Source organism: Streptomyces sp. CLCI03, assembly GCF_053615355.1.
On sequence record NZ_CM132132.1, the window covers coordinates 6,961,990 to 6,976,793 of the forward strand.

The 14,804-nt window shown below is 72.8% G+C and carries 9 protein-coding genes; 6 read left to right on the forward strand and 3 right to left on the reverse strand.

Going from position 1 to position 14,804, the window contains the following annotated elements; all coding sequences use genetic code 11:
- Positions 1-26 precede the first annotated feature (26 nt).
- The 3 genes from ACWG52_RS32190 to ACWG52_RS32200 form a co-directional block, all read right to left on the reverse strand.
- Positions 27-752, reverse strand: a complete 726-nt coding sequence (locus ACWG52_RS32190; protein ID WP_390166862.1) for a 4'-phosphopantetheinyl transferase family protein — start codon at positions 750-752, stop codon at positions 27-29.
- Entirely contained in the window at positions 749-5,578 is a 4,830-nt protein-coding gene (locus tag ACWG52_RS32195; protein WP_453126665.1) for an aminotransferase class I/II-fold pyridoxal phosphate-dependent enzyme, read from the reverse strand. Before ACWG52_RS32195 ends, ACWG52_RS32190 begins: the two co-directional genes overlap by 4 nt.
- A 106-nt stretch (positions 5,579-5,684) precedes the next feature.
- Positions 5,685-7,922 (reverse strand): MMPL family transporter, encoded by a 2,238-nt coding sequence (locus ACWG52_RS32200; RefSeq protein WP_389807254.1) that lies wholly within the window; start codon positions 7,920-7,922, stop codon positions 5,685-5,687.
- A 311-nt stretch (positions 7,923-8,233) separates the two neighbouring features.
- Here ACWG52_RS32200 and ACWG52_RS32205 point away from each other — a divergent pair, with 311 nt between their 5' ends.
- The 6 genes from ACWG52_RS32205 to ACWG52_RS32230 all read left to right on the forward strand — a co-directional run bounded on the left by ACWG52_RS32205 (position 8,234) and on the right by ACWG52_RS32230 (position 14,779).
- Positions 8,234-8,509 (forward strand): isoamylase early set domain-containing protein, encoded by a 276-nt coding sequence (locus ACWG52_RS32205; RefSeq protein WP_033225103.1) that lies wholly within the window; start codon positions 8,234-8,236, stop codon positions 8,507-8,509.
- 303 nt (positions 8,510-8,812) lie between these two features.
- Positions 8,813-9,871, forward strand: coding sequence for a FecCD family ABC transporter permease (locus ACWG52_RS32210; RefSeq protein ID WP_390166856.1), 1,059 nt, complete (start codon positions 8,813-8,815; stop codon positions 9,869-9,871).
- Positions 9,868-10,929: a FecCD family ABC transporter permease gene (locus tag ACWG52_RS32215; RefSeq protein ID WP_389807252.1), complete on the forward strand. Its 1,062-nt coding sequence runs from the start codon at positions 9,868-9,870 to the stop codon at positions 10,927-10,929. Before ACWG52_RS32210 ends, ACWG52_RS32215 begins: the two co-directional genes overlap by 4 nt.
- A 45-nt stretch (positions 10,930-10,974) precedes the next feature.
- Positions 10,975-11,814 (forward strand): ABC transporter ATP-binding protein, encoded by an 840-nt coding sequence (locus ACWG52_RS32220; RefSeq protein WP_453126667.1) that lies wholly within the window; start codon positions 10,975-10,977, stop codon positions 11,812-11,814.
- Positions 11,815-11,927: 113 nt separating this feature from the next.
- Positions 11,928-12,989 carry an iron-siderophore ABC transporter substrate-binding protein gene (locus ACWG52_RS32225; RefSeq protein ID WP_389807250.1) on the forward strand — a complete coding sequence of 354 codons (1,062 nt, stop codon included), beginning with the start codon at positions 11,928-11,930 and terminating at the stop codon, positions 12,987-12,989.
- Positions 12,986-14,779 carry an ABC transporter ATP-binding protein gene (locus ACWG52_RS32230; protein ID WP_389807248.1) on the forward strand — a complete coding sequence of 598 codons (1,794 nt, stop codon included), beginning with the start codon at positions 12,986-12,988 and terminating at the stop codon, positions 14,777-14,779. The genes ACWG52_RS32225 and ACWG52_RS32230 overlap by 4 nt, the downstream gene beginning before the upstream one ends.
- The last annotated feature ends 25 nt before the right edge of the window (positions 14,780-14,804 follow it).

Consider the following 14,804-nt stretch of genomic DNA (forward strand, 5'->3'; position numbering starts at 1 on the left):
CGGGGACGTGCACGGCCAGGCGCTCCTCAGACCAGAATGATCCCGCCGGGCAAGGAGCACCAACGCAATGCCGTCACGCGGGGCACTCGGTCACCCGGGTGCGCGAGGACCAGGGCGAGCACCGCCTCGCCCGCCCGCCACACCATGGCGCGGCGCCGTCCGCCGAGGAGGGGCGGCCGGAGCCCGCGGATCGGGATGCCGAGCGGAGCGGCGCCGAAGATGCCGCTCCGGTCGGCCTTGACCGCGGCCTCCTTCAGCGCCCAGGCCCCGGTCATGGCGTCCGGCCGTCCCGTGCCGATGAGGGAGAGTTCCTCGGGCGACAGGAAATGGTCCGCGACCCGGCGCACGGCGTCGGCCGAGTCGATCTCGCACAGGTCCACCCCGACCGGTTCCGGCGCGAGCGCCGCGGCGACGTGCCTGGCGGTGTGGCTGATGGAGAGGTGCAGGGCGGGCATCGGGCCGCCGCCGACGAGGACGCGGGGACTGCCGTCCTCCCGGGGGAGGATCTCCACACCGTCCGCCGGCCCGGGGACCACCTCGCCCACCAGCCGCTTGGCGAGGAACCGACCCGCCGTCCACTCGGCCTGCCGCCAGGCCGGCAGCGTGCGGAGCACGCGCCGCTCGGCCGGTGAGAGTGCGGGCACCTGCCTGAGGTCATCGGCCCGGGCGACGATCAGGCGGGCTCCGCCCCATCGGTGGACCCGGCCCGGCGCGATGGCCGGGAAGCCGGCGTCCACGGCCGCGGAGGTCATGAGACCGGGGCCGTGTCGAGGAGCAGCAGCTCGCGGGTCAGGGCGGCCACGGTCCGGCGGATCTGCCCGGGCGTGTGGTCGTACGTGAGGAAGAACCGCAGCCGGGCCAGCTCCTCCGGTACGGCCGGATGGAGGATCGGGTTGACGCTGATGCCGTGCTGGAACAGGGCCTCCGCGAGCCGCAGGGTCTTCAGCGAGTCCCCGACGATGCACGGTACGACCGGCGTGTCATGGCTGTCCCCGGTGTTGATGCCCGCCTCGCGCGCGAGGTGGACGAAGAGCGCCGCATTCTCCGAGAGCCGTGCCACCCGCTGAGGTTCGGCCCGCAGCATGCGCAGGGCGGTCAGCGAGGCCGCGGTGTCGGCCGGGGTCATTCCGGCGCTGTAGACGAAGCCCGGCACGGTGTAGCGCAGGTACTCCACGACGGGGCGGCTCCCCGCGACGTAGCCCCCGCAGCTCGCCAGCGCCTTGGACAGGGTGCCCGACCAGAGGTCGACGGCCGAGCGGTCGATGCCGTAGTACTCGCCGACGCCGCGCCCGGTCCGCCCGATCGTCCCGATGCTGTGCGCCTCGTCGATCATCAGCAGCGCGCCGTGCCGCCGCTTGACGTCGACGAGGGCGGGCAGGTCGGCGATGTCGCCGTCCATGCTGTAGACGCCTTCGACGACGACGAGCACCCGCCGGTACTGGTCGCGGACCTGCGTCAGCAGGGCGTCGAGGGCATGGGCGTCGTTGTGGGGGAAGGGCCGCCGGGTCGCGCCGGAGAGCCTGCACCCCTGAAGGATGCTGTCGTGGGCGAGGGCGTCGTGGACGATGAGGTCCCCGGGGCCGACGAGGTGGCCGATCACGGTGACGTTGGTGGCGTGGCCGTTGGTCAGGGTGATCGCCGCTTCGCAACCGAGCAGGTCGGCGAGCTCGCTCTCGAGTTCCACATGGAGCGGTCGGCTGCCGGAGAGCAGGCGGCTGGCGGAGACCGAGGTGCCGCAGCGCTCTATCGCTTCGTGGGCCGCCGCGTTCACCTGCGGGTGGGTGGCCATGCCCAGGTAGTTGTAGCTGGAGAAGGAGAGGAGCTCCCGGCCGTCGATCACGGTGGTGTCCGTCAGCGCGCCCTCGTGGACGAGGAAGTACGGATTGGACAGCCCCAGCTCGGAGAGCGTCGCGACGCGCTCGGTGTGGGCGGTGACCTCCGGGAAGCACTCGATCCGGGTGTGCTCCTCGGGGAGCGGGGCGGCGACCGGGTCCGTGGCCGCCCGAAGGCCGGCGGGTGGAGCGACGGGCGGAGCGGGGGCCACCTCGGTGGGCGGCGGTGCCGGGACCTCGTCGGCTCCGGTGCGCTGCTCGGGGACGGGGGCCGGTACGGCGTCGCCGTGGTCGCTCGCGATCACCGCGATGATCCCGGCGATGGTGGGCCTGTCGGCGGCCGTCTCGTCGAGCGTCCATCGGGGCCACTGTCGCTTGAGCGAGGTGAACAGGTCGGTCAGCATCAGCGAGTCGAAACCGAGGTCGTCGATCAGCGACCGGTCGTCGTGCAGGTGCGCCACGGGGAAGGCGCTGACCCGGGCCACCTGGGCGAGCAGGGACTCCCGGACGGCGGTGATGTCGACCCCCGGCCGTGCCGGTGCCTCGTCGGCGAGCGCGGCGGGGACGGCCGGTGCGTCCGGTACGTCCGGTACGTCCGGCGCGTCCGGCGCGTCCGGTACGACCGGTGCGGCAGTGGGCGCCGCGTCGCTCTCGGCAGGCCGGCTCCGCTCGGGGATCTCGGGGAGCTCCGGGAGGGTTTCGGCGAGGCGGGCCAGCAGCGCCGCCTCCGTGGCTGCGTTCGGCCCGGGAAGCGTCTCGGCGAGGCGGGCGAGCAGCGCCGTCTGCTGCTGGACCAGCCGGCGCAGTTCGTCCATCGGTCGGAGCGGCGAGTCGTTCATCGTGATCTCCTCGGGGGATACGGACGGGGCCTGGGGCCCGGGCCGGCCCTGGTGGGCGGGCGCGGGGACGGGGGCACCGGTCTTCCCCGGGCGCCGACGGGGGACCCAGTAGGACTGGGCAGCGAGCTTGGCCACCGGCAGGTCGAGCAGGCGCCGCTCCTCCTGGGGGACCAGGGCGCGCGGGTCGACCGGGGCACCGAGGACCGCGAGCCGGGCGAGGGCACGGACGAGGCACTGCCCGCCGTCCGGCGCCGCCCCGGTGACGGGGACGACGTGGACGTCGCCGTGGTCGGCGAGGTTGCGGCGGACCGAGGTGAGCAGCGAGTTGCCGCCGGTCACCTGGAGGAAGACGCGCGCCCCCTGGTCGTAGGCGGTGCGCACGGCGTCGCCGAACAGGACCGGCGCGGAGGCGTGGCGGGCCCACAGTTCGCGCAGCCGCTCGGGGTCGGTGCAGACGGCCGCGTCCACGGACGAGACGAACGGCAGGACGGGGCTGCCGACCGGGCGCCCGGCGAGGTCGGCGCGCATCGTCTCGTCGGCGGTGGCCAGCCGCGGCGAGTGGAAGGCGTTCGACACGTCGAGCGCCACCGTGACGACCCCGGCCCGCGCGCAGGCCTGCCGCATGGCGTCGAGACCCTGCGGCGTACCACTGACCACGACCTGACGCGGCTGGTTGAAACAGGCGAGCCACACGTCGTCGATGCCGTTCACCAGCCGGCGGCAGGTCTCCTTGTCGGTCTGCACGGCGAGCATCCCGCCGCGCAGGCAGCTCTCGGCCTCCCGGAGGGTCGCGCCCCGGTGCACCAGCAGCCGCACCGTGTCCTCGTCGGTGAGGGCGCCGGCCGCCGCGGCCGCGGCGAACTCCCCGACGCTGTGGCCGAGGACCAGGTCGGGGGCGATGCCGAAGCCGGCGAGGAGCCGGGTGGTGGCGATCTGGACGGTCCCGAGCAGCGGCTGGCACACCTCGGTGGAGGCGAGCCGGCGCCCGTTCTCCCCGGCGTCGCCGCTGTCCCTGTCCCTGTCCCTGTCGCCGTCGGTGGTCGCCGGCTCGCCGTACAGCAGCTCGGCGATGTCGAAGCCGGCGTCCTCGCGGGCCGCGGCGCCGAGGCCGTCGACCGTCGCCCGGAAACCGGGGAACCGCTCGTGGAGGTCCCGCATCATGCCCGGCCGCTGACTGCCCTGACCGGGGTAGACGAAGGCGAGGCGGCGCTGCTCGGCCGGCAGCGGGGCGTCGGCGGCGTAGGCCCCGTCGCCGAGGTCGCCCCGCTCGCCCTCGACGAGCTGCCGGCGGGCGTGACGCAGCCGCTCGACGAACGCGTTCGTGTCGTCGGCGACGATCGCGAGCCGGGCCGTCAGCGGCCGGCGGGAGCCGAGGGTGTGGGCCACGGCTGCCAGCGGGGCGGGGTCCGCCGCGTCGAGTGCGTCGAGAACGTCGCCGATGTACTGGTCCAGTTGCTCGGGACCACCGGCCGAGAGCAGGACGAGCTGAGGGCCGGCGTCCGGGGCGTCCGCGCCGGGAACGGGAGCGGGAGCGGGCCGCTCCTCCAGGACGACGTGGACGTTCGTCCCGCCGAAGCCGAACGAGCTGACGGCGGCCCGGTGCGGAGTGCCGGAGTCCGGAAAGGGCCGTGCCGTGTCGGCGAGCCGCAGGCCCGCGGCGTCGATGCCCAGACCCGGGTGCGGGGCGGTCTTCGGCTGCGGAACGATCGTCCGGTGGTGGACCACCAGCGCCGTCTTGATCAGCCCGGCGATGCCCGCGGCGGACAGCGAGTGCCCGATGAGGGCCTTGCCGGCGCCGACGTAGCACAGCGAGGGGTCGTCGTCGGGGTACTCGGTACGCAGCCGGCGCAGCGCCTCGACCTCGGCGCGGTCCCCGGTCGCGGTACCGGTGCCGTGGGCCTCCAGGAAGTCCACCGAGGACGGGGCGACCCCGGCGTCGTCGTAGGCCCGGCGCATGGCGCGCAACTGGCCCTCGGGAGCGGGCGCCAGCGGCCCGGGGGACGCGCCGTCGTTGGCCGAGCCGATGCCCTTGATCACGGCGTAGACCCGGTCGCCCGCCGCGAGCGCGTCGGCGAGCGGCCGTACGACGACGGCGCCGGCGCCCTCGCCGAGGACGAAACCGTCGGCCGCCTCGTCGAAGGGGCGGCACATCCCGGTGGCGGAGAGCGCCCGGAGCGTGGAGAAGCCGATCAGGCTGTCCGGGGTGAGGTTGAGGTACACGCCACCGACGACGGCGATGCGGCAGCTGCCCTGGCGCAGCTGGGCGATGGCCTGGTCCAGGGCGACGAGGGAGCCGGAGCAGGCGGCGTCCACCGCGAAGCTGGGCCCGCCGAGGTCGAAGTGCCGGCTGACGGTGCCCGGGGCCATGTTGAGCAGGCTGCCCGGCAGGCTGAAGGCCTGGACGGTGCCGAGCGATCCCGCGTGGTCCTTGACGGCGTCGAGCAGGTCACCGGGCTCCCCGGCGGACCGCTGGGCGTCCTCGGCCAGGGCGATGGCCCGGATGGGGGCCGACATGAGGTCCTTGTAGTCGGACACCGACAGGCCGCAGAAGACCCCGGTGTTCTCCCGGTCGAAGTCTCCCCGGCCCAGCCCGGCGTCGTCGAGGGCTTCACGGGTGACGTCCAGCAGCAGCCGGTGCTGCGGGTCCATGGCCCGGGCGCGGGCGGGCGGTACGCCGTAGTGCAGGGCGTCGAAGCGGTCCACGTCGTCCAGGAAGGCGACCTGGTCGGTGTACGCGGCATGGGGGGCCGACGGATTGCCGGGCTCGTGGAAGGTCTCATGGTTCCAGCGCTCCTTCGGCACGGCGGAGAACTGTCGTTCCCCGCTCAGCAGGAGCTTCCAGTAGGCGCTGATGTCGGGAGCGCCGGGGAAGCGGCAGCCGAGTCCGGTGATGGCGATGTCGGTCATGGGAGTTCTTCCTTGCCGTGAGGAGCGTGCGGGAGGTGGACGGTCGTGCGGGGGACGGGGGACGGGGGACGGGGGACAGGGGACGGGTACGGGTACGGAGCGGTGGTCAGTGCCGGGCGCGGGCCGGGGTACGCGGGGCGGGCCGGGCCGCGGGACACCTGCGGACGGGAGCCGGCGGCGGACGGGACGCGGGCAGCGGCTCCTTGGGCCGGACGGGTCGCGGCGCCCACCAGTTCAGGCCGCCCGCCAGGCGCATCAGCGCGGGGACGAGGACACCCCGGACGAGCGTGGCGTCGAGGAGGACACCGAGGCCCGCGCCGATCCCGAAGAACTGCAGGAGGGACACCCGCGAGGTGCCGAAGCTCAGGAGGGTGAAGGCGAGCAGGGCGCCGGCGGTGGTGACGATGCCGCCCGTGCGGGACATGCCCGTGACGATCGAGCGGGCGTTGTCCTCCCCGGCGTCGTGCGCCTCCTTGATGCGGGCGAGGACGAACACCTCGTAGTCCACCGAGAGCCCGAAGACGATGCAGAACAGCAGGACCGGCATGGTCGTACTGAGGGGTCCCGGGGTGAAGCCGAGCAGCTGGTGCAGATGACCCGACTGGAAGACCCAGACCATGGCGCCGAGGACGGCCGCGAGACTCAGGGCGTTCAGCGCGATGGCCTTCAGCGGGAGCAGCAGGCTGCGCGTGAAGCCCAGCAGCAGCACGAAGGTGGTGACGGAGATCAGCGCGAGCGCCAGGGGGATCCGGTCACCCACGGTGGCCTTGGCGTCGACCAGGACGGCGCTCGGCCCGCCGACGAGGACCTCGGCGCCCGCCGGGCCGGGCAGCGCGCGGACATCGCGGACGAGCCGCTGGGCGGCGTGCGACTGGGGGTCGACCAGCGGCACCACGGAGAGCCGCACCGGGCCCTCGACGGGCCCGGCGGTCCGGACGCCCGCTCCGGCCGTGCCGGCGGTCGCCGTGGCGGCCCGCTCGCCGTACCGGAAGCCGCCGTCGGCTCCCACGACCTGGGCGACCTGCGGGAACGCGGACAGGCGGCGGGCGTACTCCGCCCGCTCACCCGGGGGGACGGCGCGTGTGGTGACGACCGTCAGCGCGCTCGCGCCCTTCATGTCGAAGCGGTCGCGCACCAGGTCACCGGTCTGCCGGGCGGCCGCGCCGACCGGCAGCGCCCGGTCGTCGGGGGTGGCGAAATCGGCGTGCGCGAAGGGCGCGGCGAGCAGCGTCAGCAGTCCGATCACCGGCAGCGCCGCGATCAGCGGGCGGCGTACGACGATCCGCGCCAGCCCCTCCCAGAACCGGGACCGGGAGCCGGAGCGGACCGTGCGGCGCCACGGCACGGCCCAGGCGTTCACCCGCTTCCCGAGCAGGGCGAGCAGGGCGGGCAGTACGGTCACGGCGCTCACCGCGGCGATCGCCACCACGGCGATCCCCGCGTAGGCGAAGGAGCGCAGGAAGTAGGGCGGGAACACCAGCAGCGTGGCGAGCGCGGCGGAGACCGTCGCGGCGCTGAAGGCGATGGTGTGACCGGCGGTGCGCACGGTCCGTACGGCGGCGGTCCGGGGCAGGAACCCGGCGGCCAGCTCCTCGCGGAACCGGGAGACGACCAGCAGTCCGTAGTCGATGCCGAGCCCCAGGCCGAGGGCCGTGGTGAGGTTCAGCGCGAACACGGACACGTCGGTGACACTGCCGAGAACGCTCAGGACCAGCAGCGTCCCGGCGATGGCGAGGACCCCGATCAGCAGGGGCAGGGCGGCGGCGACCACGCTGCCGAACACCAGGACCAGCAGGATCAGGGTGCCCGGCAGGACGACGGACTCGGCCCGCTTCAGGTCGGACTCCGAGATGTCCTGGAGCTCGGCGTCGACCAGGGCGCTCCCGCCGACGTGCACCGTCAGGGGCTTCCCGGCGTCGGCCGGGGCGGCCAGCTCCGCGCGCAGCCGCTCGGCCCGCGCCGCGAGTTCCTCCCCCTCGCCGGCCACGTGCGCGACCAGCATCGCCGCGTGGCCGTCGCGGCCGCGCAGCTCCGCCGCGCGGTCGGTCCAGTAGGAGGTCACGGCGCTCACGTGCGGCTGCGCGGCGAGCCTGCCGGTCAGTTCCTCGCCCGCGCCGCGGACGGCCGGGTCGTCCACGGAAGCGCCGCCGCTGCGCGCGACGAGCACCAGGTTGGGGGAGGCGCCCAGGCGTTCGCCCACCAGTCGGGCGGCGCGGCTGGACTCGGACCGCGGATCGTCGTATCCCTGTGTCTTCAGCCGACCGGCCGCGTCCATGCCGAACACGACGGACAGGACGAGGAAGACGAGCGCGCCGACGAGGACGAGTCGGGGGTGACGGGTCACGAAGGCCCCTGCGCGGCGGAACATGGATGCCTCCGGTACGGACGGCGATTCGCTCCTGCTCTTGCGCAGGAAGGTCGATATCCACCGTGCCCGGGGGCGGGACGAGGCCGTAGTCCCGGCCATTCGTACCTTGACAGGAGCGGGAGGGGACGCACTCCGAGCGCGCCGACACGCAGGGTGACATCGCGTGCCCGCGAGTCACTCGATGTGGTGGGTCCGTGGTGGGAGTGGCGGCGCCGGGGTGCGTCCGGTGCGTCCGCCGCCGACTATGGGCGGCGTACCACCCCCACTGCCGTTGTCAGGAGCTCACCATGCTGGAGCGCAAACTGCGCAAGGACCGCACCGAGGTCACCTTCATCCTGCCCGTCGACACCCCGCCGGGACCGGTCAGTGTGGTGGGCGACTTCAACGACTGGCAGCCCGGGGTCCACACCCTGGCCCGCAGGAAGGACGGCAAGCGCGCCGTGACCGTCGAGCTGCCCAGCAGGAGCACCCATTCCTTCCGGTACCTGGCGGCCGGCGACTACTGGTTCAACGACGAGAGCGCCGGCGACCAGGACGGTCCGAACAGCCGTCTGCACACCTGACGGATCGGGACTCCTCGCGGACTCGAAGCGCGCCCCGGCCATGGGCCGGGGCGCGTTTGCGTGCCGTCGTCGCGGACAAGTAAGGTTAGGGTTACCTAATCGTTCAACAGTGCATATTTGAGGGCGAGTTGGTTGTTCGCCACCCCTGCCTGACCGTTTTGTCTATCGACAGTGTGCCGTGGGATCAGCTTAGCTTTGCCTAAGTTTCGGTCGCGGCTGCGTCGGCGTGCCGACCCGACCGGGTGGTGGCGGGTGCCACCGGCCGTGCCACCCCGGTGGATCGAAGGGATGACGTAGAGCGACATGGGCACGATCGCAGTGGAACGCCCCGTGCCCCGGGGCGTGTCGGAGGCCCGCCGCCGGCGGGTCGTGGGCTCGGTCACCCTCGTGCTGGTCCTCCTGGCCGCCGTGGTGGTCTCGCTGGCCGTCGGCGCGCGGGCGCTGACCCCCGCCGAGGTGTGGCGCGGGTTGTCGGCGGCGCCGGACCCCGATCAGCGGCTCACCGAGATACGGCTCATCGTGCGCACCGTACGGGTGCCGCGCACGGTGCTCGCGCTGGTGGCGGGCGTGGCCCTGGGGGTCGGCGGGGCGCTGATCCAGGGGTACACGCGCAATCCGATCGCCGACACGGGCCTGCTGGGCGTGAACTCGGGCGCCTCGTTCGCCGTGGTGCTGGTGATCGCCCTGTTCGGGTTCGCCGACCCGTTCCAATACGTGTGGTTCGCCTTCCTCGGTGCCGCGGTCGCGGGCGTCGTCGTCTTCGGACTGGCGAGCATCGGCCGGGGAGCCGGCAATCCGCTGACCCTGGCTCTGGCCGGGCAGGGGGTCACGGTGTTCCTCGCCGCCATGACCACGGCGGTCGCGCTGTCCGACAAGGCCTCGCTGAACGCCCTGCGGTTCTGGAACGCGGGCTCCGTGGCCGGTGTCGGGTTCGACGTCATCGGGCCCGTGATCGCCTTCATCGCCGTCGGGTTGGTGCTCGCGCTGATCACACTGCCGGCCCTCAACCTGCTCAACCTCGGCGACGACGTCGCCCGGGGGCTGGGGGTGAACATCGTGCTCAGTCGGACCGTCGGCATCGCCGCCATCACCCTGCTCGCGGGAGCCGCCACGGCGGCGTGCGGCCCCATCGCCTTCCTCGGCCTGATGGTGGCCCACATGGCCCGGTACCTGACCGGGCCGGACTACCGTTGGCTGGTGCCGTACGCGGGCCTGCTCGGCGCCATCGTCCTGCTGGTCTGCGACATCGTGGGGCGCCTGCTGGTGCGGCCCGGGGAGTTGGACGCGGGGGTCGTCGTGGCCCTCCTGGGGGCTCCGTTCTTCGCGGCCCTGGTGTGGCGCGGAAAGTTCAAGAGCGCATGACCGGGACCGAGGTGAAGGCATCGGTGACGCCGGGCATGCGGCTCGGTCCGGTCTCGTTCGTCTGGCGGCCCTGGGTCGTGTGCGTCACGCTGCTGCTGGCGGCGGCGACCTTCCTCGTGTTCTGCGTCTCCATCGGCGTCGGGGACTTCCCCATCGGCCTGTCCCGGGTCATCGCCACGGTCGTGGGCGGGGGCGAGCAGGTCGACCGGTTCGTGATCATGGACCTACGGATGCCGCGGGCCCTGGCCGGTCTGGTGGTGGGCGTCGCGCTCGGGGTCTCGGGGGCGATCACCCAGTCGATCGCGCGCAATCCGCTGGCCAGCCCGGACATCCTGGGGATCACCGGGGGCGCCGGCGTGGTCGCGGTGTTCCTGGTGACGGTGTCGGGCGGGACCGCCGCGGCGGTCGAGGGCTCCGTGGGCCTGTCCGGGGCGGCGCTCGCGGGCGGGCTCGGCACGGGACTGCTCGTCTACTTCCTGGCGTGGCGGCGCGGGATCGACGGTTTCCGACTCATCCTCATCGGCATCTCGGTGAGCGCCGTGATGGAGGCGATCACGACCTGGCTGCTGGTCACCGCCGACATCAGGGACGTCGCCCGGGCCCAGGCCTGGCTGGTCGGCTCGCTCGACAACCGGTCGTGGGACGACGTGGGCGTGGCGCTGTGGTGCACCGCCGCCCTGACGGTCGTCGTGACGGTGGTGGCGTTCCAGTTCAAGCCCCTGCACCTCGGCGACGACGTGGCCGCGGGCCTCGGTGTCCGGTACACGAGGGTGCGCGCGGTGCTGCTGCTGTGCGCCGTGCTGTTGGCCGGCGTGGCGGTGAGCGCGGCCGGGCCGGTCCCGTTCGTCGCGCTGGTGGCGCCCCAGGTGGCGATGCGGCTGGCGAAGTGCCCGACACCGCCCATGGCGGCCTCCGGGATGGTCGGGGCCCTGCTGCTGATCGGCGCGGACCTGGTCGCCCGTACGGCACTGCCGATCACCCTCCCGGTGGGCGTGGTGACCGCCGTGATCGGCGGCCCCTTCCTCATCTACCTGCTGGTGCGGGCCAATCTGCGCTAGCCGGGGGTCGATACCTCTTCAGACATGCCTACCTCAGGGGGAGTTGTGGCCGTATCGCAGATCGCCGGAATCGAGACCGACGGGGACGAGGCCGTACGGCTGGCGGCCAGAGGGGTCACGGTCGGGTACGGCGGGCGGGTCGTCATCGACGACCTCCACGTGTCGATCCCGCCACGGGTGATCACCACGATCATCGGCTCCAACGGCTGCGGGAAGTCCACCCTGTTGCGGACCCTGTCCCGGCTGCTCAAACCGAGCAGCGGATCGGTCGTGCTCGACGGCGAGGACATCGGCCGGCTCAGGACCCGGGACGTGGCCAGGAAGCTCGGTCTGCTCCCTCAGGCTCCGGTGGCGCCGGAGGGGCTCACGGTGTCCGACCTGGTCGCCAGGGGCCGCCATCCGCACCAGAGTTGGCTACGACAGTGGTCCTCCGACGACGCCGAGGTCGTGGCGCGGGCCCTGGCCATGACCGGGGTCTCCGACCTGGCCGACCGCCCGGTCGACGCGCTGTCCGGCGGCCAGCGGCAGCGGGTCTGGATCTCGATGACGCTGGCCCAGGGCACCGACCTGCTGCTGCTGGACGAGCCGACCACGTATCTGGACCTGGCGCACGCGATCGACGTGCTCGACCTCGTGGACGACCTCCACGAGTCGGGATGCACCGTGGTCCTGGTGCTGCACGACCTCAACCTGGCCACGCGCTACAGCGACAACCTCATCGTGATGAAGGCCGGTTCGATCCTCGCGCAGGGGCATCCCCGTGACGTGATCACCGCTGAGTTGTTGTACGAGGCGTTCGGACTGCGCGCCAAGGTGATCGACGATCCGGTCGGGGACCGGCCGCTCATCGTGCCCATCGGGCGTGCCCACGTGCGCACCTCATAGATCAAACAAAGTTACGCCGCAAGTAAGGCTAGGCTAGCCTCACTTGGGCGCGGTAGGGTTTGGCTGCCCTCGGGCGGAACTGCAATGGACGGCACGAAAGCAAGGGATTTCGGATGCTTTTCCATCGATCGACACGTACGAAGCCCTGGCAGCGGTTGGCGGCCGGGGTCTTTGCCGCGACCCTCGGTGTCGGCCTCCTGGCCGGATGCGGTTCCGATTCGGCGGACCAGGCCGACAAGAAGAGCGACAACGCCCCGGCCGCCGGGGGCACCTTCCCGGTCACCGTGGAGCACGCCTTCGGATCCACCAAGGTGGAGAAGGCTCCCAAGCGGGTCGTCTCGGTCGGCTACACGGACGACCAGGCCATCCTGGCGTTCGGCATCAAGCCGGTCGGCATGGTCGATCAGTACCCGAACCCGCCGGGCACCTCCCCCGACATCAACACCCAGTGGCCGTGGGTGAAGGAGAAGTGGGGCGACACCCGCCCCGAGGTCATCATGAACAACGGTGACGCCGGCCCGAACTACGAGAAGATCGCGGCCCTGCGGCCGGACCTGATCATCGCGGTGTACTCCGAGATCGACCAGGCCGGCTACGACAAGCTCTCCAAGATCGCCCCCACCGTGGGCCGCACCAAGGCCGAGAAGGAGCCGTTCAGCGCCCCCTGGCAGGACAACGCCGTCCACATCGGCAAGGCGCTCGGCCAGGAGGCCAAGGGCACCGAGCTGGTGAAGGGCATCCAGGACAAGCTCGACGCGGCCAAGAAGGCGCACCCCGAGTTCGCGAACCAGACGGCCGTCCCGTTGTCCTGGTACAAGGACTCGGTGGCCCCCTTCACCACCACCGACGTCCGCGGCCGACTGGTCACGGGCATCGGCTACAAGGGCCAGACCGAGATCGACAAGATCGCGGACGGCAAGTTCTACACCACGCTCTCCCCGGAACGCATGGACCTCGTCGACGTCGACCGCATCTTCGTCATCGCCGACAAGGCGGACCAGGAAGCCCTGAAGAAGTTCCAGCTGTTCACCAACCTGAACGCGGTCAAGAACGGCAAGGTCTCCTACCTCCTCGACAGCGAGGGTCCGGCCGTCGGCGCGGCCATGTCCCAGGGCACCCTGCTCTCCCTGCCGTACGCCATCGACGAACTCGTCAAGTCGGTCGGTCAGGTGTGAGCATCACCGCCACGCGCGTCGCCCCGTCGACCCTGCGCACGACGAGCGGACGCGAGGCCACCCGCTGGGTCGTGACGCACTGCCGCGAGGTGCCCTGGCTGACCTTCGCCACCGTGTTCACCACGGTGGCGGGGGCGGCCCTCCAGGTGCTCCCGCTGCTCCTGCTCGGCCGGGTCGTCGACGGGGTGGTCGCGGGCGGACCGCGCTCCATCCTCGTCACCACCGGGGTGTTGATGGTGGCCGCCGCGCTGCTCGGCGCGGCGGCCACCGCCCTGTCGACCTACCTCATCGGGCGACTCGGCGCGGACCTGCTCGCCCGGCTGCGCGAAGGCGCGGTCCGGGCGGTGCTCGGGATGCCGAGCGCCCGGGTCGAGCAGGTCGGCCGGGGAGACGTGCTCTCCCGGGTCGGCGACGACGTGGCCGTCCTCTCCAAGGGCATCAGGACGGCCGTCCCCACCGTGTTCTCGGCCGGGGTGCTGGTCTTCATCGCCACGCTCGGCATGTTCGGCCTGGACTGGCGGCTCGGACTGGCCGGCGCCTGCGCGCTGCCCGCGTACGGCCTGGCCCTGCGCTGGTACCTGCCCCGCTCCGCCCCGCTCTACCGGGGGCAGCGGGCGGCCCAGGCCGACCGGGCGCAGGCCCTGATCAGCGGACTGAACGGGATCGACACGGTCCGGGCGTACCGCCTCGAAGGGGCCGTCCGGGAGAAGGTCACCCAGGAGTCCTGGCGGGTACGCGACCTCGGCGTCGAGGTGTTCCGGCTCTTCGGCCGGTTCGTCGGCCGGGAGAACCGCGCCGAGTTCATCGGCCTCACCTTGATCATCGTGGTCGGGTACGCGCTGCTGGAGGCCGACGCCGCCACCCTCGGCGAGGTCTCCGCGGCCCCGCTGCTCTTCCACCGCCTCTTCACCCCGCTGGGCTCCATCATGTTCACCTTCGACGAGGCGCAGAAGTCGGGCGCGAGCCTGACCCGCCTGGTCGGAGTGCTGGAGGAGGAGGCGGAGGACCGGCTGGTGGGCGCCCTGGCCGTGGCGGGCGCCACGGACGCGCCGCGGCCGGTGGCCGTCGAGGTCACGGGGCTGACGTTCCGCTACCCCGACTCCGAGGAACCGGTCGTCCGCGACGTCGACCTCACCATCCCGGCCGGCACCTCGCTCGCCCTCGTCGGGGCGACGGGCGCCGGCAAATCCACCCTGGCCGCACTGATCGCGGGCATCGGCACCCCGCAGAGCGGATCGGTACGCATAGGGTCCACCGACCTCGCCGGCCTCGACGAGGCCGGCGCGCGCGCCCTGGTCAGCATCCTGACCCAGGAGACGCACGTCTTCTCCGGTCCGCTCGCCGAGGACCTGCGCCTGGCCGCACCGGAGGCGACCGACGCCCACCTGCTGGACGCGCTGCGCACCGTCGGCGCCGACGGATGGGTCGACGCGCTGCCCGAGGGGCTGAACACCCCGGTCGGCGAGGGCGGCGAACGCCTCGACGTCACCAAGGTCGCCCATGTCGCCCTGGCCCGGCTGGTGCTGGGCCGCACCCCCGTGGTGGTGCTCGACGAGTCCACGGCGGAGGCGGGCAGCGAGGGCGCGGCCGAGCTGGAACGGGCCGTGCTCGCCGCGTGCGCGGGCCGGACCACGCTGTTCGTGGCCCACCGACTCACCCAGGCGATGGCGGCGGACCGGATCGCCGTACTGGACGCGGGTCGCGTCGTGGAGCAGGGGACGCACGAGGAACTGGTGGCCCTGGGCGGCCGCTACGCACGACTGTGGCGGGCCTGGCGCGAAGGCAGCTAGTCCGCCCCTGTTCCGCTTGGGCCGA

What these genes read in the sequence shown, in the direction of transcription:
- ACWG52_RS32195 (WP_453126665.1), bottom strand. Translation starts at nt 5,578, where the DNA reads ATGACCGACATCGCCATCACCGGACTCGGCTGCCGCTTCCCCGGCGCT.
- ACWG52_RS32190 (WP_390166862.1), bottom strand. Translation starts at nt 752, where the DNA reads ATGACCTCCGCGGCCGTGGACGCCGGCTTCCCGGCCATCGCGCCGGGC.
- ACWG52_RS32215 (WP_389807252.1), top strand. Translation starts at nt 9,868, where the DNA reads ATGACCGGGACCGAGGTGAAGGCATCGGTGACGCCGGGCATGCGGCTC.
- ACWG52_RS32210 (WP_390166856.1), top strand. Translation starts at nt 8,813, where the DNA reads ATGGGCACGATCGCAGTGGAACGCCCCGTGCCCCGGGGCGTGTCGGAG.
- ACWG52_RS32225 (WP_389807250.1), top strand. Translation starts at nt 11,928, where the DNA reads ATGCTTTTCCATCGATCGACACGTACGAAGCCCTGGCAGCGGTTGGCG.
- ACWG52_RS32205 (WP_033225103.1), top strand. Translation starts at nt 8,234, where the DNA reads ATGCTGGAGCGCAAACTGCGCAAGGACCGCACCGAGGTCACCTTCATC.